Genomic DNA, 23,623 nt, shown 5'->3' with positions numbered 1-23,623 from the left:
ATTAACGCTTATTTGATATGAAGAAACACTGCAACACTAGGCAGAATAGATCTTTCCCATTTATTGAAACTTCATTCCGGGGTGAGTTAAGCCAAAAGATAGGCCTGTCTTACTGAGATCGATATTGAACTTCGTTCTGACCTGAGGATTAAAATCCAACTGTTGAGGTGTTAATCCCGCATACTCGATAAGCTTCAGAAGTTCTTTTCTTTCCTCAGTGATATCAGATTTTGATTTTTGACCAATAGAAGTTTGAAGCTGATTGCAGAAATCTAAAACATTTTTGTCTAAAGCAAGCTCTGGCTTTTTCTCTACGATTTGAGAAATCACATAAAGATCATAGGCTCTATCGCCGATCTCTTCGTACTCCGCCTTTTGACTGTAGGCCTCTTGCGCTTTTTTAACTGCGATAGCGTAAAAGCCAATTTTCTTTAAGTATGAAGTGCGCTCTTCACCTTGAAGATTGTCTTTATCCACTTCATCAATTTCTGCGAACAATTCCTTCATCGGTTTACTTTGGAAGATGTGCTTAATTGGAACTCGGAACGATTCGAGCTTGGAATCATTTCTATCTTTACTAGCGATAGCATCAAATATCACATTAGGAGTAATGTCTTTTGTAGAAGGTTTTCCTAAGTTTTCACAAACACGAATATCACTGTACTCTTCGTTTATTAGGCCAAAAACTTGCTCGCTGGTGTTTGATTTTGTGGCAGCAACATGTGTCGGCTGCTGAACTGATTCATTTTCAGGTTCAAGAGTCTGGGAAAGACTTTCTACTTCCGCAGAGATTTCTTTTTGTAATTCTGTCGGAGATTTTACTTCTTTTTCGGTTTTTATTTTTTCTTTAAGAGCAATTGGATCCGGAAGCTGTGACACTGAATAAAGAAAAAAGCCCACCGCTATTAACAAAAATAAAGCTACAGATATCAATGAATATTTGAAAATTTTCATAGCTCTTTAAAGATCATGGGCATTCTACCAGTTTGTCTTTAAAGGCATGGCTGAAGATTTTTTTGGTTGTCGTGTCGTAGGTTACCCACAATTCTTTTTCATAACATTCTTTAGATGATTTTTTAAAAATACTACCCGCATCCACTTCATGCAATTTGAAGAGCCACCACTCTGTAGAACGCTTATACTGTTGCAATCCTTCTTCCGCACAGATGGCATCGGTCATGACTTTTGGATGATCACTTATGCTGGTGCCATTATCATCTGTTCTTTCAATATAAAGATCGTTATTGATTTTAATTGTGTAAGAGGCTTGCTGTTCGTACCAACATCCTGCATGTATACATTCATAACCGTCAGTTACTCTTTTCCAATATGTATCCATATCATAATTGAACTTACAATTAAGCTCTCCAGGTGTCGCCTGAACTGACTTAAGCTCACCTTTTTTAAAGGTAATAACTTCTAGAGTTCCCGCATAAGAATAACCAGATGATAGCAACAAGATAAAAAATAAATATTTCATAACTTCCCCTTGATTGAATCATCAATATATAAATGCGAACCTCTGTCAAGAATCAAAATTAATAAAATTTTTATTCACACACTAAAACGTTATACGCACCCGAATTGAATTTTTTAGTTTCACAAGTTGTATGCCACATAGAAAAAACGCCAACTATTAAGTCAGCGTACATTTGAAAATATCTTGAATATAAAGCTAGGGATTTAGGTCAGCTTTTTGGGATTATATTTTAAAAGATCAGCATGGACTATGAAATATAAAAGAGGTCCTATTGATCCGGCTAAAAGAGTAACTACCACAAACGGAGCAACCTTACGGAAAGGTCTTCCATTTCTTTGATTATCCAGAATCATAATGGCCAGCAGAATGCCGCCCATGACAAAGAGATCCACTAACACTTGTGTTGAAGGCTGCTCTCTAAGGGAGACTTCAAATACGCTTGTATAACCGAATTCCCAAACTATCCATCCTGTGTAAATTGAAAATATAGCTAGAACTGTAATAAGCATAAATCTCATAAAAACTCCGATGCATTTGAATATCAATTTACGACAAAAAGATTTCCCTGTCATAAAAGAATATTTTTGATATCAAACTGCATACATTTACATTGAATATCTGACCAGCAAAACGCAGTCATCCCATCCCCCCAAATCTCCGACACAAAAAACTGAGGCGAAGAGATTGCGAGCTGCATCAAGGCGCGAGGATTTTCGAAACCGCAAGCAACGCCGAGACAGCTCGAAAGATCGAGCCGTCTTAAAGGACGTGGTGATGGTTTGATTCGTGGATATACGGATCTTTAATCGCCACCAGACTATTCTTCGACAAAAATTTCGTCACAGTGAAGATAAACAATCCTAAGAAGCCCAAGAACAACCCTACTTCTTGGTACGAGAACACTACGTGTCCTTCGTTAAAGTTTGGATATACCAACCAATAGATGTCTACCCATTGCATGATTAGGATCAAGCAACCAACGCGCACAAGGTGACCTTTGTCACGCTTAGCGCCTCTTGGTAACAACATCAAGAATGGAACTACGAACTTAAAGATCAGAAGTGAAAATGACACTGCCATCCAACCACCGTGTGCTCTGTGTGCGTAGAAAATAGTTTCTTCAGGTAAGTTTGCGTACCAGATCAACATGAACTGAGAAAACGCGATGTAAGCGTAGAACACTGTGAACGCGAACATGAATTTCCCTAGATCGTGAAGATGTTCTTCCGTCACAAAACCTTTCACAAGGCCTTTATCCATCAATTTAATCACAATGATAGTGATCAGTGATAGAGACGCTTGGAATAATCCTGCAAAAGTATAAACACCAAACATTGTAGAGAACCAATGTGGATGTAAGCTCATTACGAAATCAATACTGAACAGTGAATAAGTCAGAGCAAAAAGAATCAAAAACCCAACAGAAAGTGAAACGTTTTTGTGAGTTAAGCTTTCGTCGCCAGTCTTATCTTGCTTCAAAGAATTTCCAACGATTAATTTCTGGAAAAGCATCCAGATTGCAAAGAACACAACTGTTCTGATCGCAAAGAACGGCATATTCAAGTAGCCTTGTTTACCTTTGAGGATTGGATCTGCATTGACAACATCTGTGTGTAACCATTCAAAAAGTGAATGAGAACCGAACGCGATGATTACGATTGCTGCAACCAAAGCTACTGGTAAGAATGCTGTTAAGCTTTCAAATACTCTTCTTACACCTGCACTCCAACCTGCTTTAGTTACATACTGAATTGCTGTAAAGAAAAGTCCACCTAAAGCTAAAGATGTAAAATAGAAAAAATTTGTCAGGAATGACTGCCAAATTCTTTCTTTATCCACCACGTATCCAACTACTAAAGTTAGAAGACCGATCAGGATAAAGCTAAACATGATTCCTTTTAGCTTTTGGCTTACAACGTAAGTGCCGACTTCGAGTTTATGGCTATGGTTATGATCAACGTTTCCCATTTTATTTTCCTTCATTCGCATGTTGTGAGTGATCATGATTAGGCCCAGCTGCTGGCAAAGATTTCTGCATGTGTCTGATGTAAGTAACCAACGCCCAACGATCTTCCTGACTTGGAATTTGGCTTTCGTATCCGCCCATGAGTCCGCGACCTTTAGTGATCAAGTGATTGATCTGACCATCTGTCCATCCTCTAACTTTTTCAGCTTGAAGTGATGGTGGTTTTACTAAACTCTTTTCCGCTATTGTTCCATCTCCGTAACCTTTAGTTCCGTGGCAAACGGCGCAATAAATTTGGAAGAGTCTCTCACCTTTTCCTAAAATTTCTTTATTAGAAACAAGTGGGTTTTTAAAATTTTTCGCTTCTTCATCGTTTTGATAATTTGGATATGGTGTCCAGTTCATTGGATTTGTTCCTGGCGGGGGAAGCATGTTTGCTCTCTTACCTGGTTTGTCCTTATCAAAGTCTTGAGCTTTAAAAGATGGATCGCTCATCATGTCTTGCGTGAGCTCAACATTGGGTTCTTTAGAACGTTTTTCTGGCAAACAACCAGTCATTACAACGGAAACTAAAGCTAGAGTTAGTATACCTTTAGAAAATGTTAAAGTTTTCATTCTATAACTCCGCCATTAGAATTTCAGAAGCGCCTAAGCCCTTCATAAGTTCTTTTGCTTTTGCTTCGTCGTACCCATGATCGTTCACAGGAATGAACAAGCAGAATTTATGAGACGTGATATCAGGGTGAATAATTGGTGGATCTACTTTTGGCAGATTACACAACCAGAGCATTCCTGCTACTGATGAAAGTGCTGCAAACAATACCGTCAATTCGAAAATGACAGGGATGAATGCTGGTAATGAGAACATTGGTTTACCACCAACATTGATCGGCCAGCTCACTGCTGACATCCACCATTGAACGAAAAGACCGAACGCTAATCCGATAGCTCCGAAGATGAATGTGAACCATGGCACTGGAGATCTTTTTAATCCCATTGCATCGTCCATTCCGTGAATAGGAAATGGTGATAATGTTTCAAATTTTCTATAACCAGAATCATAAGCTTTTTGAGCAGCTCTCAGTAAAGCATGTTCATCATCAAAAATTGCAGCAACGCCTTTATCTGTCCTAGATCTTAAGAGGCCATTGATTTCATTAATGAGCTCGTTCATGTTTATCTCCTCTGCCCACATCTAACACTGGTTTTACTTCTGACATCGCTACCATTGGTAAAACACGGATGAATAATAAGAATAACGTGAAGAACATACCAAACGACCCAATGATCACGCCAAAGTCATAGAACGTGAAATTGAACATCCCCCAGTTTGCTGGCAGGTAATCTCTATGAAGAGATGTTACTGTGATTACGAATCTCTCGAACCACATACCGATGTTTACGAAAATAGAAACTACAAACATCACCGGGATGTTTCTTCTCATTTTCTTAGACCAGAAAATTTGCGGAATAATTACGTTACAAGTTACCATGATCCAGTAAGCCCACCAGTATGGACCAAACATTCTGTTGATGAATGCGTACTGTTCATATTCAACGCCTGAGTACCAAGCGATAAAGAACTCTGAAGCGTATGCGTAACCAACAAGCATACCCGTCGTCATGATGATCTTATTCATCACTTCCATATGATTGAGTGTTACGTAGTCTTTCATTACAGGGAATGCGTTTCGGATCAAGACCATCAACGTCACAACCATCGCAAATCCAGAGAAGATCGCGCCCGCAACAAAGTACGGAGGGAAGATCGTTGTATGCCAACCAGGAAGTGCAGACACCGCGAAGTCAAAAGATACGATCGAGTGAACCGAAAGTACTAGAGGTGTCGATAAACCAGCTAAGATAATATAAACTGATTCATAATGTTGCCAGTTTCTGTTTGTCCCTCTCCAACCAAGCGAGAGAACTCCGTAAGCTAATTTTCTGATTTTATTTTTTGCTCTGTCTCTTACTGTTGCGATATCCGGAACCATACCGATGTACCAGAACACTAGAGAAACCGTAAGGTAAGTTGAAACCGCGAACACGTCCCAAAGAAGTGGCGATCTAAAGTTTACCCAAAGAGGTCCTCTTTGGTTTGGATATGGAATCAACCAATATGCTAACCATGGACGACCTGTATGAATCAGAGGGAAAATACCAGCAGTCATTACGGCAAAGATTGTCATCGCTTCCGCAGTTCTGTTGATCCCTGTTCTCCATTTTTGTCTGAATAAGAAAAGTACTGCAGAAATTAAAGTTCCCGCGTGACCAATACCAACCCAGAATACGAATGTTACGATGTCAGTTCCCCAACCTACCGGATGGTTAACCCCCATGAGTCCCATTCCGTAACCGATGATCATAGCGATCACGCCCACGTAGAATAGAAGACCCATTTTTGCTGGAAGGAAGTACATGAACCAACCTTTTGTTGGAACCGTCTCTACGATCGAACAAATATCGTCTGAAATGTCTTTATAAGTTTTATTTCCTCCGACGAGGACATCACGTTTAATCATTAGTGGGCTCCTCCACCTTTAGAGTCATGTCCAGCGGAATCACTGCTGTGATGCTTTGCTGTTGCAACTGTGTCACTGTTTCTCACCTTAGTTTGGTATCTTACTGATGGAACAGCATTCACTTCTTCAAGAACAGAGTATGATCTTGGATCTTTGAAAAGTTTAGCCACTTGAGATTCAGGATCATTCACGTTACCGAAAATGATAGCTCCTGTTGCGCAAGCTTCTTGGCAAGCTGTTACTACGTCACCGTCTTTTACTTTTCTATTTTGATCTTTAGCTGTGTTCTTTGCTTCATGGATTCTTTGTGTACAGAAAGTACATTTCTCCATGACCCCTCTTGATCTCACAGTAACATCTGGGTTTAACGCCATTGTTTGTGGTTTCTTAAGTGGAGTTGCGTAGTTGAACCAGTTGAATCTTCTAACTTTATAAGGACAGTTGTTTGAACAGTACCTCGTCCCAACACATCTATTATAGGTCATTTGGTTTAAGCCCTCATCACTATGAGTAGTAGCTAGAACCGGACAAACTGTTTCACAAGGAGCATTGTCACAATGTTGGCAGAGCATAGGTTGGAAAACTGTTTCTGGATTTGCTTCGTCGCCCGCATAGTAACGATCGATTCTCAACCAGTGCATTTCTCTACCTTGAAGAATATATTTTTTCCCAACTGTTGGAATGTTGTTCTCACTTTGACAAGCGATCACGCAAGCACTGCAACCGTTACAAACGTTTTGGTCGATAACCATCGCCCACTTGTAACCTTTGTATTCGTGCGTTCCCCAAAGAGATAACATTTTATGTCTATGGATGTTTGCCCCTGGATTGTTCAAGTAATCCTTTAATGTTGCTTGAACTACGATTTGACGACCTTCCATTGAATGATGGCCTTGAGTACAAGCAAGTTCGATCTTCTCACCTGTCACAGAAACTTTAGCTTCTTGACCTGAAAATACTGGAACATCGCCTTTTAGATTTACGTATTCAAATGCATTTTTACCGATGTTAGATCCAACAGATCCTGCATCTGTTCTTCCAAAACCAACCGCAACTGCAATTGTTTTTGCGTTCAAGCCTGGTTGAATGTGAGCTGGGAGTTTCATTTTCACTCCGTTTGCTTCCACTTCAATTACAGTGCCTTCTTTGATTTTTAAATCATGAGCCATTTTTGGAGAAACGTTAAAGTAGTTATCCCATACGATCTTTGTAACTGGATCTGGGAATTCTTGAAGCCATGCGATGTTTGCAAAGCTTCCATCGGCGTGGCCAATTTTAGAGTAAAGAACTAATTCTACATCCTTAGTCACTGGCTTCTGGATTTTAGTTAATGAACCAACCAAGAATTGTCTCGCAGTACTTGGAGCAGTTCTTCTTCCGCCACGTGATGAAGTATCGATCACACCTTCTTTTAAGAAAGTTAACCAGAAGTCTTCAAACCCGCCGCCAACGCCTGCAGTTTTTTGAAGATTATTTTGCCAGTTCTTTTTCAAATAATCTAACCAGCTGTCTGGATCTCTTAATCTTGAAGGACCAGCATCCAATTGATATGCCCAAGAGATCAAAGTTAATTCTAATGACCTTGTATCATATAGAGGACGAATTGTTGGTTGTTGGATTGAGTAAACACCTTTTTGAACTTCTGAGTCTCCCCAGTTTTCGAGATGGTGATGATCTGGAGCTACGTAGTTAGCAAGCTTTCCAGTTTCATCTAAGTGCGAACCTGCATAAATCACTGTCTTCACTTTTTTCAAAGCTTCAACAAAGCCTGAGCTTTTTGGAAGTGCATATGCTGGGTTCGCTCTATGAATGATTAAAGTAGAAACTTTTCCTTCATTCATTTCTTGGATTAAGTTTTTCATATCTTGGTAAGAACCACCGGCAGCAGTTGTTACTGCAGTTCCGTCAACAGCTCTTCCATCGTTTTCTAAAATTGTATTTAAGAAGTTCACCGCTGCATGAAGATCAGCACTTTGCGCTGTTCTTGTTGTGATACCACCAGTAAGTACTACTGAAGCGCCACGGTTTGCCCAAAGATCTTTTGCAATTTGCGAAAGAAGTTCTTTTTCCATTCCGATTTCTTCAGCAGCGTTTGCGAATTGGCTAGCCGCTTTTGAAACCGCGCCATCACCAGCGTATCTTGAAACTTTTTGGTTGTTCACAAGTTCATTGATAAGACCCATTGCTACAGTCAACTGTTGTGAAGGAGCAATTGGGATTCTTGTATCTGAGTTTGCACCAGTCAAAGACATCATGGATTCAAATGACACAAGTTTATTCATGTCTTTTCCAGGCTTTCTTCCTTGAGCGAATTGCCTAGACAGTTCCGTTGAACTTGACCATGTTCCCAAGAAGTCAGCATCAATTGATACAATCATCTTTGCTTGATCAAGTCTGTATCTCGGAGCGACTGTGTTTCCGTAAGATGCTTTTTGACCAGCAACCACGTCATCATTTCCTAATGAATCCCAAACAACATGCTTCCCTTTGAAGCCTTGGAAGAAATCAGAAATTAAAGTTTCTGTTGATGGAGAGTTTAGAGATGAAGAAAGAAGAACAACTGGTCCACCCTTCAACACTGCAGTTACTTCTTCATCTAATTTGTCCCATGTGATTTTTGAATAAGATCCGTCTTCGTTTCTTTTTACTGGAGCTTGTAATCTGTCTGGATCATAAAGTGATAAAATTTGTGCTTGAGCGATTGCTGAAATACCATTTTGGTTGATTGGATGTTTTTTATTTCCAGAAAGATAAATTGGACGACCTTCTCTTGTCTTAACCACAAGTCCGTGAGTTTCACCTTGGAATGTCCATGATGAAGCGTAATAGTTTGCAACACCTGGAGTGATCTCTGGTGGATGCTCAGCGTATGGAACGATGTAATCAACAGGTCTTTTGATACATGCAGTACTTGCTAGAGCAATACTTGCACCCATCAATTTTAAGAAATCACGTCTTGCTACACCGTCTGTTCCATCTTCAGTCGCGAAGGGAGAAGTTACGAATTCTTTTTGAGCAATAGCTTTGAACTCTTCTGTTTGATATTTTTCATCTAAGCTTTTCCAGAAAATTTTTTCTGTCGTTGTTTCAATATTGTTTTCGTTTTTCATGTTATGTCGTCTCCAAGCCTAGTAGTGACAAGTGTCGCAACTGATGTTTGCGTTGTGTTCAGGTTTTCTATGGCACTCAATACACCAGCCCATTGAGAGAGGCTTTTCTTGATAGTAAGTTTGCATTGTCTCAACTGGTCCGTGACATGTTTGACATTGAACGCCTTTAGCTATGTGTCTCTTGTGATTGAATTTTACAAAGTCAGGAAGCATGTTTACTTTTACCCAAGGAATGCTTTCGCCAGCTTCGTAAGCAGCTTTTAATCTTTGAATTAAAGGCTTATCAGCCGCCACGTTTTTATGACAGTTCATACATACGTTTAGTGAAGGCACTGTCGCGTGACGAGATTTCTCTACGTTCGAGTGACAGTACTGACAGCTAATCTGGTACTTTCCTGCGTGGATGGTATGATCAAATGGAATCGGTTGATCAGGTTGATATCCGTTGTTGTATCCTGTTGGTGGAACCAAAAAATATGCATGCGCACCAACTACAACTAACACTAGCGCTGTGAGCCCGAGTTTAAACAGAGGGCTCTTCAAGATGGACTTGTTCACAGTTGCTCCCTTTCAATCGCATAAAAACAAACCTAAGGCTTAGAACACACTGAGTCCTTTTCCGAAATTTATCTTTGTGCTTTACAACATATATAAATGACAACGAATTGATAATCTTGTCACTGAGTTTTTTCAAAGCTTTTGAATTTTTTTTTGAGATAACCAGATCTTACGAATGCTCAAAAAATACGCATGAGACATTTTTTTGATCAACTTCTCAATATTATTAACACGGCGCCGGTACAGAAAAGTACGGACTACCTTTTGGTGTCGGTTATGCGTTAGGTTCTTGCGATGGCGATTTTGATTAATGCTCACAAGCTAAAAAAAGTTTTTGCATCTAGAACTCTTTTCGACGGACTTACATTTTCTATCGGAAGTGGCGAGCGCATTGGTTTAATTGGACCTAATGGAGCTGGCAAATCAACATTGCTTAAAATATTAGCAGAAACTTCTGATTTGGATGGCGGCACTCTTTCTCCTCAACGGGGTTTGAAAATTGGATATCTGGAACAGGTTCCTCAATTTACGGACAACGCTACTGTACAAGATTCCGTAATGGAAGGGTCTCACGATCCCTATGATTGGCAGGAAATTTCGCGCGCCCACCAAATCATGTCGAAGTTATCTTTGACGGAGGGCGAAGTGCAGGCAGAGACCTTGATCTCCAATCTTTCCGGAGGTTGGAAAAAACGCGTAGCCCTCGCACGTGAACTTTTAAAAGAACCTAACTTATTACTTTTGGATGAACCCACCAACCATCTCGACATCGAAAGCATCATGTGGCTTGAGAATCTTCTAGCAAAATCCAACTTTGCTACGGTCACCATCACCCATGACAGATTGTTCCTGCAAAAAGTTTCCAATAAAATTTTTGAGCTCGATCGCAGGCACCCCGATGGACTTTTAAAGATTGATGGCGATTATGCAAAATATTTAGAAGTGAGGGAGCAACTCCTCACCGCTCAAGAAAGTCTAGAGACTAAACTTAAAAATACTCTCAGACGCGAAACCGAGTGGTTAAGACGTGGCCCACAGGCACGACTAAAAAAACAGCAAGCAAGAATAGACCAAGCAGGAGTTTTAAAAGATCAGGTTGGGGATCTAACTTCTCGAAACCAAGTGCAGCGTGTAGAAATGCAACTGCAAGGCATGGATAAAAATCCTAAGAAGTTGATTGAAGCTAAAAATATTTCTAAAAAATATGGTAAAAGTACCGTTATCCCTCCTCTAGATTTATTGCTCACGCCAAAGAGCCGTATTGGTTTGATTGGAAAAAATGGTTGCGGAAAATCCACCCTTATTAGACTTCTCACAGGAAAAGAAAAGCCCGATACGGGATCAGTCTTCCATGCTGATCAATTGCAGGTGGTTTACTTTGAACAAAACCGTGAAAGTCTCGATCAAGAATTGAGCGTGATCAAAACCGTTTGTCCTGCCGGAGATTTTGTACCTTATGGCGACAATGGTACCATGCATGTAAAGAGCTACTTACAAAGATTTTTATTTTCTTACGAACAAATGGATATGCCGGTCAGAAAACTTTCTGGCGGAGAACAAAGCAGACTTCTACTTGCAAAACTTTTACTGAAAAAAGCCAATGTTTTAATTCTCGATGAACCAACCAATGATCTTGATATTTCTACCCTGGATGTGCTCCAAGATATTCTGAGTGAATTCAATGGCGCCATTATTCTGGTCACCCATGATAGATATTTCTTGGATCAAGCCAGCAATTTGCTCTTGGCATTTGGCGTGGATGAAAAAGGCGAAAAGACCATCACTCCGATGGTAGGCCTTGATCAATGGGAAGAATGGTACGAAGACCAAGTACGCTTAGAGCAAAAAATTAAGGCCACGAACAAAGCCGGTGGTTCAAGCTCACAAGATTCCGGTAAAAAGAAAAAATTAAGCTTTAAAGATCAATTCGCTTTAGACAACATGGATGGAAATATCAAAAAAGCTGAAGAACTCCTTGCAAAACTTACGGCGGAGTATGGAAAACCAGAGAATTTAGCGGATTCTAAAAAACTAATGGAACTGTCTAAGGAAATTGCAAAGGCGCAAACCGAAGTCGATCGACTTTACGCTTTATGGGAAAGTCTTTCGTAAGTTAAGTAAAGTTCTCTTAATTACTAAAATAAAGCTCTTTAAGAGCCTTAATATGCTGGCTTTTCACGTTAATACTTGGTGGTCCGGACATCAAATTCGATTTGTTATATTCATCTTTGTAGCTACAAGAGTCTTCATTCCATATCGTATAGTATTCGTCTCTTAAGCCCAATACATGCCCAAATTCATGAATAAGATTCTGAATAGAAGTATTTGGATTAAGGTACATAAGATGTCGCTCATGATAGACAACTCCCCGACGTTCTTGAGAGTTTAAAACAATTTTATAAAAAGAATAGCTGGGATCTCTTGAAGTCAAAATTCTTATGTTGATTCCTTCCACCGACCAAACTGCCTGAAGATAATCCGCAAGCTTTCGTTGATCAGGGGCAAAAGCATTTAGATCCATATGAACCGTTAGAGTTGAAGATTCTTTATCTACTTTGTGATTATTATGACGTAGCTTAAACTTATCATAATCAAAATTAAGATCTGCATTGAACGTTCTAAGGCGTTTTTTAAATTCATCTTGGCTTGATGCGCTTCTAATTTTTTTTAAATTAAGAGGGTAATAGCTCTTACTTTGTACCCACGCCTCTAGAGAGGCTGACAACTCTAACTTTGAACACTGATTGTTTTCGATGCAAGATTCGGTGATTTCCATGATGAGTTTTAGATTTTCTTTATCACGTCTCCCTAAAGACATATTTTGCAATTCTAGAATTCTACTTTGATCATCAGGAAGAATGTTTCGCACATCTATATCTAGATCGTACCAATCTTCAAGACTGGCTTTGGGATTAGCTAATATTTTTTCATAATATTTTATAATATTATACCAAGATAGACCGTCACTCTCTTGCCACACATCCTTATGTTGCACAGGAAACCTCTCTCTAGAAAATTTCGCCGGGCCAAAATTTAAAATTTCGAATTTTCCATTTTTATCGCCAGATTCTTTAGCATAATATGAATTTTTAAGTTGCACTAAATCAGCATGTTTAGATTGCAGATCTGTAAGTAATTTTGTTTTTTTATCTTTTAAATCAATATCGCAACGCTGACTTAGGTAATCCCCGCCTTCAGTAAAAAATCGATTGTGTAGCTCGACGACATTGCCTTCGTAGCTTTCGGCTCCGCCCTTACCTGAGGATCCTGAACATGCCGATACTGAACTGGCTATAATAATTAAGATTACCCACAACTTCATCTTTTTGTTCTCACATTTTTCCTAATTTTATTTCTACTTCTTTACTTTTTCCGCGAATGACCAGAGTTGAATCTTTGTATTTTTCAGACATCAGAGATTCGTTTTTGATTTGAGCTTGGGTAATTGTAAATACCTTCTCCACGCTCTTACTAATACAAGATTGATTGACCACACTAGAAATTGCTAAATCCGATACACAAGAATAAGTTTTTTCACCTATTGAAACGCATTTCTTAACATTCAACGTCGCTTTTTCTGGCCCACAACCACCTTGATATTTTGTGTTTACCGCAATCGTTTTCAATCCATTCATATCAACATAAGCAGCGCCGATAATCTCGGCAGGAATCTTTTTAATTAATACTGCTTGAGACTGAATTGAACCTACCAAAATAAATGCGAATAACACTTTAAACATACGTTACCTCTTTGTTAAATTTACACATCACCTGACAATTTAAAGAACTTTAAAGCCCCTAAAATCCAGGAAACCGAAATCACAATGATACTTATGCTTAATCTATGCCAGCCACAACGGATCTAATTTTTTAGAAGTGTCAGTTCTATTTTTGTCTTTGCAGCCTTACGAACCATACGGTGGCCGCAAATAAAATGTGGATGCCGATCACTGCGGAAACAAATGGTAAACCACCGCCCCCAAACCCATAAGAGTGAAGACCTGCACCCAAGACATAATTCACCCCGTACCAAGCCATCACAACGAGAGCAAAAGCTATTACCGACCATAGAACAAATCCGAACGGTTTAATCCAACCTGAAATTCTACCATGAAGAATGGCGATGTAGCCCAAAAATGCAATCAATGCCCAAGTTTCCTTTGGATCCCATCCCCAGAATCTCCCCCAAGAATAATCGGCCCAAACACCACCTAAGATCGTGCCCGCACCCAACAACACTACACCCACTTGAATAGAGCGATAAATTGCATCTCTAAGTGATGTGATATGTGTACCGTATTTTTTTTCGTCTAGAAGATAAAAGCTCAAAGCAATATCTCCCAAAATAAATGCTAAGAAGAATGCCGCATAACTGATCGTGATAGTTAATACGTGCACCGTCAGCCACAAATTGCTTCTCAATACAGGCTGAAGAGGCTGCATGCTTGGATCTAAAATGATCGGCGCTAGATCTGCCAACACAAGGCATACAAATGCAATGATACTTGATGCAAAGATAAAGAATTTATTCTTACTTACCTTCAGCAAAATCATAGAGAAAAGAACCGCACCCCACGGAACCCAAATCACCGTCTCGTACATGTTTGTTACCGGTGGTCTTTCCATGATGAAAATTCTAAGGGCAAAGCCATACGTATGAATAATAAATCCAACGAATGTAGCAAAAAGTGAAAGTTTATAGAAAGCTTGCTTCTTTGAAATGAAATAGAACATAAAAAACAATGCCGAAAATACATATGCTATCCACGCCCACTGGAATGGATGGAATTGATTGTACTGAACTTCCAAGTTGATTTTTTGCTGCGCAGGATATTTATCTAAATTTTCGCCCTTGGCCTTTTCGTTGAAAATTTGTACAGCAGCTCTTAGATCTTCAACTTTGCTCTTATCCCCAAGAGAAGCAGCAAAAGCCTTTGTAATTCTCAAAAAAAGCTCACTGTAATCTGAAGAAAAATCTTTTAGGGCGATCCATGTGTCAGAAGATTCTTGCGGAATCCATCCCGGCACAAACCCCTGCCCAATGGCCTTGTAGATTGTGAGCTGACTCTGCAAACGCTCTACAGATTGAAAAAATGGTTTTAACTTTTCTTGAGCTTCTTTTTTAGTCTGTAATTCTGTAAAGAGAATTTGAAGTTGTTCTTTAGAAAGAAGTTCTTTGGGTGAGAATCTTTTTTTGTTTACGTCTAATTTTAGTTGTTCTTTGATTTCTTTTTGATCAATTTTAACAAACTCAATGTCATCCCAATGATGAGGCATAATCATCCAAGTGAACACCACTTCCGTCGCGGGCTTTCCGTTGTAATCTCTCTTCCCGTAAACGAGCTGTAGAGATTCTCTCGCAAAAGTATCAAAAGGTTTGATTCTGCCTGAATCTTGGACCGGTATGGGTGCAAATATCGATTCAATGGAGGCTTGGGTCATTGCGGGTGCAAATAACATTAAACTCAAAGCTAGAATCAGTTTTTTCATTTTTCTACCTCACCTTCGATGAACGACTGTTGGTCCATTTTCATAAATTTTTCTTGCGACGATTGTTTTGTTCCAAATTTCTTAAAGTAAAAAAGCATGATAGACCCTAAAACGATGCAGAGCGAGCCAAAATATTTAATCCAGCGACCTGGATCGTAATTCACAGAAAGAATCGAAGCCGTCGGCTCTCCCATTTTATTTTCCTGAAAACTCGATTGATAAAAAGTGTAACCGTTATGTTTCAACGGTTCATTCATCGAAATTTCTTTTTGGCCAACATTGGGAATATTCACCACGCTCTTATAGGTCTTTGCCATCTGCGTGCCTTCGTACTTTTCCATTTCAAAGCGATCGAGAGTCATGTTGAATCCAATGTCCAATCTTTTATTTCCGTAGGTCACAAAATAAACCGTGTCTTTTGAAAACAACTGAAGTGCCGTGTTCATTCCTAGCCAATACGCTTGACCGTTGAATTTGATTTGCGCCGCTGCGGTACTCGTGGCATTCGGATAATCTAATTTTGTATATTTGTATTCTACTTTGCCTTTTGGATAAAACTGAATGGCTCTCACCGTGAGCCCCATCCACCCCGGTTCGATCACTCCACCCACGGGAACCATTCCGCTCTTGATGGGTTTTCCGTCTTTACTGTCCTTATCAAAAATCTGATATCTCAATGTATTTTTGTTTTGAGTTGGATAAAGAACGATTTCGTTTTTTCCACCTAGACTTTCATAATTTTCTCGAGCCAACACAACTTGCGCGGGACCCAAATCCAATTTCGCAGGTTGCGATCCACTCTGCACAATCCATTCAATCATATTGACGAAAGGATTTTGAAGCTGAAATCTGAGTGCCGGACCATCTGTCATCAAGTTAGATTCTTGGATGGTAAAGTCTCTTTTGGCGTAAGGCATATAATCGATCACTTCAATTTGATCAGATTCCCCTGCACCAAAAAGAATTTTTACTGGTTTTTTCTTTGGGTTATTAACAAGAAAATCTACATCTTGAGAAAAAATCTTTTCGGAACTTTCTAAGTCTTTCAGTTTGTAAACGATCAGATCTGTTTCATTGGTCTGCACGTTTCTAGAAGTTTCTCCTATATCAAAAGAAAGAGTTCCATCGACACCAACTTTTCGTGTCACATAAGATCCTACAATTAAAATCACAATCCCTGCGTGAACAATGACAAAACCTGTGTGTCTTTTTTTCCATGGCAAACGATCAACAGCCACCGCAATAAGATTTACACACAAAAGAATCATGACAAAATACATATAGGGCGAATGATAGACGAGCTTTTGTGCCGTTATCATATCGTACTTGGATTCCATAACAGTGCCTATCGCTGCGATGGTGCCTAAAGAAACGATCACAATCACCGCTAGCTTGAGAGAGCACAAGAATCTAAAAATTTTTTCAGCTACTTTTTCCAACATTTTCATTAGGTGATCAATAAGTAGTTTAAATATGCTCAAGCCTCAACCTTCAAGCGAGTTAATGCATCGTTGCAAATTGATTGTCCTACTCAAAAACAACATTATTGATTAATATTTAGCGCTTAGGAATGAGTTTCAGCCCAAAGGTTGAACTAATAATTTGAATGGCAAAGATTTATACCAAAAAAGGCGATCAAGGCGAAACCTGCCTTGTGAGCGGCGAAAAGGTTTTGAAGAGTCACGTTAGACTTGAGTCTTACGGTACACTCGATGAACTGAATTCGACAATCGGTGTTGCCCTTAGCCATATGAGCTTGAGTCCGAAAAAAATAGAACTCGCAAAAGCTTTGAGTAATATTTTATTTCAAATTCAAAATGATCTTTTTAACATCGGAAGCCAACTGGCCTGCGCAGACAGCGAAATGCAAAAAAAACTTCCCACAATTTTACAGCAAGACATTAAAAAACAAGAATTAAAAATTGATGAACTTACAGAATTACTACCACCACTGAAGAATTTTATTCTGCCGGGCGGCTCGATTTCTTCGTCGAGTTTTCACATTTCACGCACGGTTTGCAGGCGCGCAGAAAGACTCTGCTTAAAACTTCGCGATGAAAATAATTCTGTTGATCCATTGCTTATTCAGTATCTCAATCGCCTCAGCGATCTTCTTTTTGTGATCGCCAGATATTGCAATAAAGTTGAAGGGTTTCCTGAGATCGAATGGTCAAAAAAAATGAGTGAAGCCAAATGAGCAATCCAGCGCACCCGACAGACCAAAAGGGCGAATTGAGAGTTGAAGTAGCTCAAGAATCTGACAGTGATAAACTTAAAAACTTTGTCATCAAACAGCCTTTCCTAACCAATTCCCCCATGGAACTTGTCGTGGATCGCAAAGGTTCGTTCTTTGATAAGTATCGTTTGCAAACCGATGACTTTGTCACTTTCAAAATGGTCGATGAAAAAGATGAGATCGAAGGCATCGCTAGCATTTTGTACCGAAAAACTCTTTTGAACGGCGAAGAAACTCAAGTTGGCTTTGCGACAGATTTAAGAATAGCAAATTCAAGACAAGCTATTGTTCAGTGGCCAGAAAAATTACTTCCAGCAATGACTGAATCTGCGGTCACTCGAAATTGTGATTACGTATTTTCAATTATGAATTCAAATCAAACTCAAGCCTACAATGCTTTGATTCGTCCGAGAAGTTCGAGAAGACATATCCCTAGATATTATTTCTATAGAAAATATGATCTGATTACAATTCATGGAAAAGTTCCTTTTACGGATCTTCCCTTTCTAAAATCGATCAAAATTGCGCCAATGAGCCCCAATGATCTTGAACCACTTGCTTCCTATTTGAAAAGTAGAGCTCTTCACAAACCTTTAAGCTTTCCTTATTCTGTGGATCTTCTTTTAGAGAGATTCAAAAAATGGAAAGGTTTCGATATGCATAATTTCTTGATCGCCAAAGACTCAAGAAACAACATCATCGGCTGTGTGGCCCCGTGGAAAGCCTCTCATATTTTAGGCATCTCAGTTTTAAATTATACAGGCTTTGGTGAAACAATTTATGAATTTTCTAAATGGATGTCTTATTTTGGTTTCGTAAAACGTCTTCCAGCCATCGGTGGAGAAGTGAAAATGAAGTTCCTCACTCACCTCTATGCTGACAATCCTGATATCTTTGGCGCATTACTCGCCGAAGTTTTTAGAACCACCCAAAAAGATGAGCTACTAAGCTATCCGCACTTCAATAAGACTCCATTGACGATGCCACCAAAGAATTTTTTAAGTTCAAAACTTCCTTTTTCTATTTACACGATTCTTCCGCCAGAAAAACCTCTGCCTGATTTCTTGCAACTTCACAAAGTCACTCCGCCTCCTGAAATCGAACCTATTTTAGTATGATTTTTCGCAGAAGACTTTTGATGGTCATTTTGATTTCTATAATCATAAGCGCAGGCTTTACGATCTTTATTAAACTAATTATGGATCCTGAATCTATGAAACACACAGAACCAGAAAAAATCGAAGACTCTATGGCAAGGGTTTACGAGAACTTTCTTCATAAAACAAAATATTCTTATGAAACCATTTTGGAATCCGGAACGAACTACACCCATCAAGAGCGCGTCTTCATAGAGCTGACTAAAAAAATGAAACAATTGGAAAGCCCTAAAGGTGCCGATTACCAAATAATACAAAAGAAATTAGAAGAAGAAATTAGAAAAAACCAAACCGCTTTTGAAAGTTTTTATATAAAAGCTACAAAAAGTGCACCGGATGAACTGAATAAACTCATCGAAGAACGAAACAAGCAATTCGATATCGTTTTAGAGAGTGATTAGGTGAGCATGATTAACATGCTAGTCTGGAATAAAACCAAGACAACATTGGATCGATCTCAATCGTGTTAAACACATTGATATCTTCCAGGTGAAACGGATTGTAAACTGGATCCAACAATAAATCTGATGGACCAAGGTTTACAATTTGTTTCACATCATATTTTTTAATAAGTCTTACGATCAATTTGTCAGCACTATCGGCTTCATCAATTTTCTTTGACTCAGACATCTCTGTCGACAATTGGCTAAACTCATAAATATAGAATTGTGTCGGTTTACGATTCATCATTTGAATCACTTGGATATCTTGATATTTACTTTCAGACATTACAGGTATCCCTGCTTCCGAACCCTCTAGATCTTGGAACCATACTGATCTTACAAATTCATCAATATAACTGAATCCCAGACAATGTTCGATAGCCGAAAGGTTTGAAATTGAACCTACAAAGTATTTTGGTTTTTCATTATTTTTTACGTGCCTATCATAAAGACCAAGCTGCACAAGATTTACGAGAACTCTTCTTACTTTGCAGTTCGCTGTGAAAGTTTGATCGTCATCGAGCATGCAATTAACCAATTCAACGGAACTATTTGTTAACTGGTCGACTGTTTTTTGTGCTGTCTTGATACGATTTAGAACTTCAGGAATACGAATTAGTGACTCTCTTACAGAACTCTGGTCCATCATGGATAAACCGCTAAACAAGATCGCTTTCATTAAAACCCCTCACACACCCACGCATCATCTGGCTAACTTTTCAGTCCTAAAACTTTCTAGTACGCTTTGACCGATGCTTAATTCTTGCTTTTATTCCCCACGAACTTTTGCAAGAGACTTTAGATCTTCCCCGAACTTTTTTATGTTTCGTAGTTACTCATCATCGAAACACTGATCACAAAGCTTGTTAGGGTTATGCCTAATTTTGACGAAAATTAAAAATCTATTCCCTCATCTTGAAAAGATTTCGTATGAAATTGTAATTGCGCCTCAGGTCAAAACTCATTAACTGCTTAAAATATCTCAAGTAATAAGAAATTCTTGGGTCAGCCATAACGAGACCTAAGACTAGACTCTTCATATATATAGGATTTGAAAGCCAAAATTTAAGAATTTCGTATCCGAAAAAGCACTCCATTGCTAACATTTCTTTAGGGTACCTTTAGAGAGATACGGCGACATCGGGGAAATCACATCAATGGCTATCAAAAATATTTTAAAAAAAATATTCCCATCTTTTTTTAAAGAAAGCTCTTTGGAAAATGACTCTTTAGGAAATGACCAATTCGAAAACACTTCCACTGGAATTTTTAATCCAAATGCAGATGTTTCGTCACAAACTTACTACGGCGCTCGTCCCATCCGACCACAGACAATTCGTGAAGGCTCTTTTGATAAACATCTTCCCTTAGTGTTGATTCTTTTGATCGCACTTTTTTCTGCGGATCTTACGATTTTATTTATGAGAGATTCGCTCCTGCCAACTTCTGCACCACCTATCTTTCCTCAGAAAGGTTCTTTTGGACCGCAGATGAAATCTAGAACTGAGTACGGGCCAATCACTGACAGAAATATTTTTAACTCTGATGGGATCATTCCAAATCCTCTTTCAACCAATGAGGGCGAAAAATTTGCAGATGATGGACCAGCGGTGAAATCAACGTTGCCCCTCAATCTTATCGGTACCATTGTGCATGTGAATCCCGCAAAGAGTGTGGCCACAATTCAGTTGAGAACTACGAACGAAGTGATTCCATATCTTCCCAACGATCAAATTGAAAATATTGCTACGCTTGTGAAAGTGCAAAGAAGAAAAGCTATCATTCGAAACTCTCAGAGCTCACGCTTAGAGTATATCGAAATCCCTGAAGACGCGAAGGTGAGCTTTGCAAAGACATCTCCTGCTGCTTCTACTGCTGTTTTTTCTCAGCAAGGTGACACAATTTCGATCAAGCGCTCGGATTTAAATAATTACTTAAAAAATCTTCCAGATCTTCTTCAGCAAGCCACGGCTGTTCCGAACATTGTTCCTGGTAGCGGCGGAGAAGTTGATGGATTTAAAATGTTAGGAATTGAACCGAACAGTGTCTTTAGCCAGATTGGTCTTAAAGTTGGTGACGTGCTCAAAGGCGTTAACGGCGAAAAGGTCAATAGCCCCGCTAAAGCTATGGAGCTTTATAATAATCTCCGTAATGAAGGACGAATTGAATTGGAAATTGAACGCGACGGCAGACCGGCGTCGCTGAATTTTAATATTAACGAATAAGATTTTAATGGGCGCAAATGATGCCCACCGAACCAAGGATGGTTTATGATAAGTAAGAGCCGCTCAAATGCAAAATTAAAATTATTGTGGATCACAGTTGCAATTACGCTGATCACACCCGTGACATTCACTGGAAATGTGCATGCTCAAGAAGATATATTGCAAGAAAATGATTTTTTGGAATCTCCTGATATGGATATGGGTGACTCTCCGGGTGGCGATGATGTCTTTGGTGGACAACAAAATACTCCTCCACCGCCACCAACACCGAACAATAGTTTTGCGCCAACATCTTCAGGTCCAGCAAATCCTGCCTTTAGTGGAACAAAGAAAAGAAAAACTCCTCCTCTTTCGCAGGCCACGGATGCGGACATCACAAATGAAAACTATCCCGATCTTATCGATAGTTTTGATTTCCCAAATGCGGATATCGCCGATGTGATCAAAGCCATTTCGGAATTGACAGGCAAAAATTTTATCGTGGATCCCAACGTGAGTGGAAAAATCACCATCATGGCGCCAACCCAAATCACTGTGGCAGAAGCTTACAAAGTGTTCTTGAGTGCTCTTGCGATCAGAGGATTCTCGATTGTGCCTTCTGGAAAATTCTTAAAAATTCTTCCGGTGAGAGATGCACAAAGAGACAACTTAGAAATTTTTTCTGGCGCTTACACTCCAGACACAGATCAGATGATCACCAGAATCATTCACTTAAAATATGTTCCCGCTGCAGAAATGAATAAGTTTGCGACAAAACTCGTTTCTAAAAATGGTAACATCGATATTTATGAACCTACCAACTCTCTTATCGTTTCGGATCAAGCTTCTAGTGTTCAAAGATTAATCAAAATCGTGGGACAATTGGATATCGCTGGATTTGACGAACAATTGGCCGTGATCAATATCAAAAATGCAAAAGCAAAAGACATTGCAGACCTCATCGACCAAATCATTAACAAAGGCCAAAAGAAATCTTCTGCCGGAGCATTCTCCTCTGGAATTCCAAGATTCAGACCTGGTGGCCAATCGCAATCCACTGGCGGAAGTGCTTTCTCCACAGTGATTCCAGATGACAGAACAAACTCTGTAATCGTAGTGGGCAATAAATCTGGTATCGATAAAATTAGAAAATTAGTGGCGACTTTGGACTTTAGACTTTCTGAAAGTTCTGGTGGCGCTTATGTGTATTATGTAAAACATGGTGAAGCTGAAAAAATATCGGACATCATCAATGGCATTGCAAAACAATTGAAGGACGAACAAAAGGGACAAGCAGGAGCGCAAAACTTCCCGCCTCCTCCGGTATTCAATGATGGTTTTGGAAATCCTATGGGCGGCGTTCAAAGCGGATCTTCTTCTTCATCGGGATTATTCGGGGCAGACGTTAAGATCTCTGCGGATAAAGACACGAACTCTTTGATTATCGTAGGTAGCAAGCAGGATTACCAAGCGGTTCTAGCGTTGCTGAATAAAATCGATATTCCAAGAGATCAAGTATATGTGGAAGCGATCATCATGGAGATGGTAAGTAACGATAGTACTAAGTTTGGTATTTCTTATTACAAATTTGAAAAAGGAACTGAGGGCTTAGGAAGAGCAGGATTCGGTGGTCACTCGAGTATTGCCAGCCTTGCCGCCATTGGTGGTGAAGGCGCGATCTTAGGATTTGGTAGCGGAGAAACTGTTCCAATTAAAATTGGTGGTCAAACTGTAAACGTAAAAAGCTTGATGGGCTTCTTAAGTTTACTAAAGCAAAATACAAAGTCTGATGTCCTTGCAACTCCGCAAATTATTGCTATGGATAACGAAGAAGCAACGGTGGAAGTGGGTCAAGAGGTTCCAATTGCAGTGACTGCTGTTCCTACAGGAACGGGTGGAGCAACATCACCTAACGTAGAAAGAGTTAAAGCGACGATAAAACTTGTGATTAAACCTCATATTTCTCCGAGCAGTGAAACTGTCAGACTAAATATCAAGCAAACCATCAAGCAAGTTGATGCCAACCCTACTGATGGATCTGAATTGGGAAAAATTTCAAGAACCACTTCCGACAGAGCTATTGAAACTAATATCGTAATGAGAGATGGTGACACGGCAGTCCTCGGGGGATTGATGAGAGATGCGCAAACTGAAACTGTAATTAAGGTTCCCCTATTGGGAGATATTCCAGTTCTAGGATGGCTATTCAAGTCGACTGAAAATAAAGTTGAAAAACAAAATCTCATCGTATTCATCACGCCAAAAGTAATCAGAAACCCAGAAGACTCTGGTCGCCTACTCTCTCGAAAATTGGATGATAGAGTACGCAACATTAAAGAAAACTTCGGTGGAAAAGATCGTCACGGAGCATTTACAGAAAATATGCGTCCAAAGTTGAAACCTTCGACAAAAACGAATAGACTCAAAGAACAGGAAGACGAATTCATCGAAGAATAA

At 39.4% G+C, this 23,623-nt stretch carries 20 protein-coding genes; 6 read left to right on the top strand and 14 right to left on the bottom strand.

Annotated elements, in window-relative coordinates:
* Positions 1-60: 60 nt before the first annotated feature.
* The 9 genes from V4596_11570 to V4596_11530 form a co-directional block, all read right to left on the bottom strand.
* A complete protein-coding gene (locus V4596_11570) occupies positions 61-954 on the bottom strand; it encodes a hypothetical protein (protein ID MES2769773.1) in 894 nt (297 codons plus the stop codon).
* Between the two features lie 13 nt (positions 955-967).
* On the bottom strand, positions 968-1,480 hold the full coding sequence (locus V4596_11565; GenBank protein MES2769772.1) for a hypothetical protein: 513 nt from the start codon (positions 1,478-1,480) through the stop codon (positions 968-970).
* A 203-nt stretch (positions 1,481-1,683) separates the two neighbouring features.
* Complete coding sequence (locus tag V4596_11560; protein ID MES2769771.1) at positions 1,684-1,989, bottom strand: hypothetical protein; 306 nt, start codon at positions 1,987-1,989, stop codon at positions 1,684-1,686.
* A gap of 250 nt (positions 1,990-2,239) precedes the next feature.
* Entirely contained in the window at positions 2,240-3,448 is a 1,209-nt protein-coding gene (locus V4596_11555) for a molybdopterin oxidoreductase (GenBank protein MES2769770.1), read from the bottom strand.
* 1 nt (position 3,449) lies between these two features.
* Positions 3,450-4,061 (bottom strand): cytochrome c, encoded by a 612-nt coding sequence (locus tag V4596_11550; protein MES2769769.1) that lies wholly within the window; start codon positions 4,059-4,061, stop codon positions 3,450-3,452.
* A 1-nt stretch (position 4,062) separates the two neighbouring features.
* Positions 4,063-4,620, bottom strand: a complete 558-nt coding sequence (locus tag V4596_11545; protein MES2769768.1) for a DUF3341 domain-containing protein — start codon at positions 4,618-4,620, stop codon at positions 4,063-4,065.
* A complete protein-coding gene (gene nrfD, locus V4596_11540) occupies positions 4,604-5,968 on the bottom strand; it encodes an NrfD/PsrC family molybdoenzyme membrane anchor subunit (GenBank protein ID MES2769767.1) in 1,365 nt (454 codons plus the stop codon). The genes V4596_11545 and nrfD overlap by 17 nt, the downstream gene beginning before the upstream one ends.
* Positions 5,968-9,078 (bottom strand): TAT-variant-translocated molybdopterin oxidoreductase, encoded by a 3,111-nt coding sequence (locus V4596_11535; GenBank protein MES2769766.1) that lies wholly within the window; start codon positions 9,076-9,078, stop codon positions 5,968-5,970. Before V4596_11535 ends, nrfD begins: the two co-directional genes overlap by 1 nt.
* 18 nt (positions 9,079-9,096) lie before the next feature.
* On the bottom strand, positions 9,097-9,609 hold the full coding sequence (locus tag V4596_11530) for a cytochrome c3 family protein (protein MES2769765.1): 513 nt from the start codon (positions 9,607-9,609) through the stop codon (positions 9,097-9,099).
* 321 nt (positions 9,610-9,930) lie between these two features.
* Between V4596_11530 and V4596_11525 the strand changes: the two genes are divergently transcribed.
* Positions 9,931-11,748, top strand: a complete 1,818-nt coding sequence (locus V4596_11525) for an ABC-F family ATP-binding cassette domain-containing protein (GenBank protein MES2769764.1) — start codon at positions 9,931-9,933, stop codon at positions 11,746-11,748.
* A gap of 16 nt (positions 11,749-11,764) precedes the next feature.
* Here V4596_11525 and V4596_11520 read toward each other — a convergent pair whose 3' ends face one another.
* The 4 genes from V4596_11520 to V4596_11505 all read right to left on the bottom strand — a co-directional run bounded on the left by V4596_11520 (position 11,765) and on the right by V4596_11505 (position 16,574).
* Complete coding sequence (locus V4596_11520; protein ID MES2769763.1) at positions 11,765-12,958, bottom strand: hypothetical protein; 1,194 nt, start codon at positions 12,956-12,958, stop codon at positions 11,765-11,767.
* Between the two features lie 10 nt (positions 12,959-12,968).
* The gene (locus tag V4596_11515; protein ID MES2769762.1) at positions 12,969-13,376 is read right to left on the bottom strand and encodes a hypothetical protein; all 408 of its coding nucleotides are present in this window, start codon (positions 13,374-13,376) and stop codon (positions 12,969-12,971) included.
* Positions 13,377-13,521: 145 nt separating this feature from the next.
* The gene (ccsA, locus tag V4596_11510; GenBank protein MES2769761.1) at positions 13,522-15,126 is read right to left on the bottom strand and encodes a cytochrome c biogenesis protein CcsA; all 1,605 of its coding nucleotides are present in this window, start codon (positions 15,124-15,126) and stop codon (positions 13,522-13,524) included.
* Positions 15,123-16,574, bottom strand: coding sequence for a cytochrome c biogenesis protein ResB (locus V4596_11505; protein ID MES2769760.1), 1,452 nt, complete (start codon positions 16,572-16,574; stop codon positions 15,123-15,125). The genes ccsA and V4596_11505 overlap by 4 nt, the downstream gene beginning before the upstream one ends.
* 158 nt (positions 16,575-16,732) lie before the next feature.
* Here V4596_11505 and V4596_11500 point away from each other — a divergent pair, with 158 nt between their 5' ends.
* The 3 genes from V4596_11500 (at position 16,733) to V4596_11490 (ending at position 18,920) form a co-directional block, all read left to right on the top strand.
* Complete coding sequence (locus V4596_11500) at positions 16,733-17,323, top strand: cob(I)yrinic acid a,c-diamide adenosyltransferase (GenBank protein MES2769759.1); 591 nt, start codon at positions 16,733-16,735, stop codon at positions 17,321-17,323.
* Positions 17,320-18,480 (top strand): hypothetical protein, encoded by a 1,161-nt coding sequence (locus V4596_11495; GenBank protein MES2769758.1) that lies wholly within the window; start codon positions 17,320-17,322, stop codon positions 18,478-18,480. The genes V4596_11500 and V4596_11495 overlap by 4 nt, the downstream gene beginning before the upstream one ends.
* A 95-nt stretch (positions 18,481-18,575) precedes the next feature.
* Positions 18,576-18,920: a hypothetical protein gene (locus V4596_11490; protein ID MES2769757.1), complete on the top strand. Its 345-nt coding sequence runs from the start codon at positions 18,576-18,578 to the stop codon at positions 18,918-18,920.
* Between the two features lie 10 nt (positions 18,921-18,930).
* Here the strand turns inward: V4596_11490 and V4596_11485 are convergent, their stop codons facing one another.
* Positions 18,931-19,641, bottom strand: a complete 711-nt coding sequence (locus tag V4596_11485; protein ID MES2769756.1) for a hypothetical protein — start codon at positions 19,639-19,641, stop codon at positions 18,931-18,933.
* Between the two features lie 478 nt (positions 19,642-20,119).
* Between V4596_11485 and gspC the strand changes: the two genes are divergently transcribed.
* The gene (gene gspC / locus V4596_11480) at positions 20,120-21,187 is read left to right on the top strand and encodes a type II secretion system protein GspC (GenBank protein ID MES2769755.1); all 1,068 of its coding nucleotides are present in this window, start codon (positions 20,120-20,122) and stop codon (positions 21,185-21,187) included.
* A 45-nt stretch (positions 21,188-21,232) separates the two neighbouring features.
* A complete protein-coding gene (gene gspD, locus V4596_11475) occupies positions 21,233-23,623 on the top strand; it encodes a type II secretion system secretin GspD (GenBank protein ID MES2769754.1) in 2,391 nt (796 codons plus the stop codon).

The sequence above is a fragment of the Bdellovibrionota bacterium genome (assembly GCA_040386775.1).
Lineage (GTDB): Bacteria > Bdellovibrionota > Bdellovibrionia > Bdellovibrionales > JAEYZS01 > JAEYZS01.
Note: the sequence above shows the minus strand (reverse complement) of the source record. Positions and strands in the feature narration are given on the sequence as shown.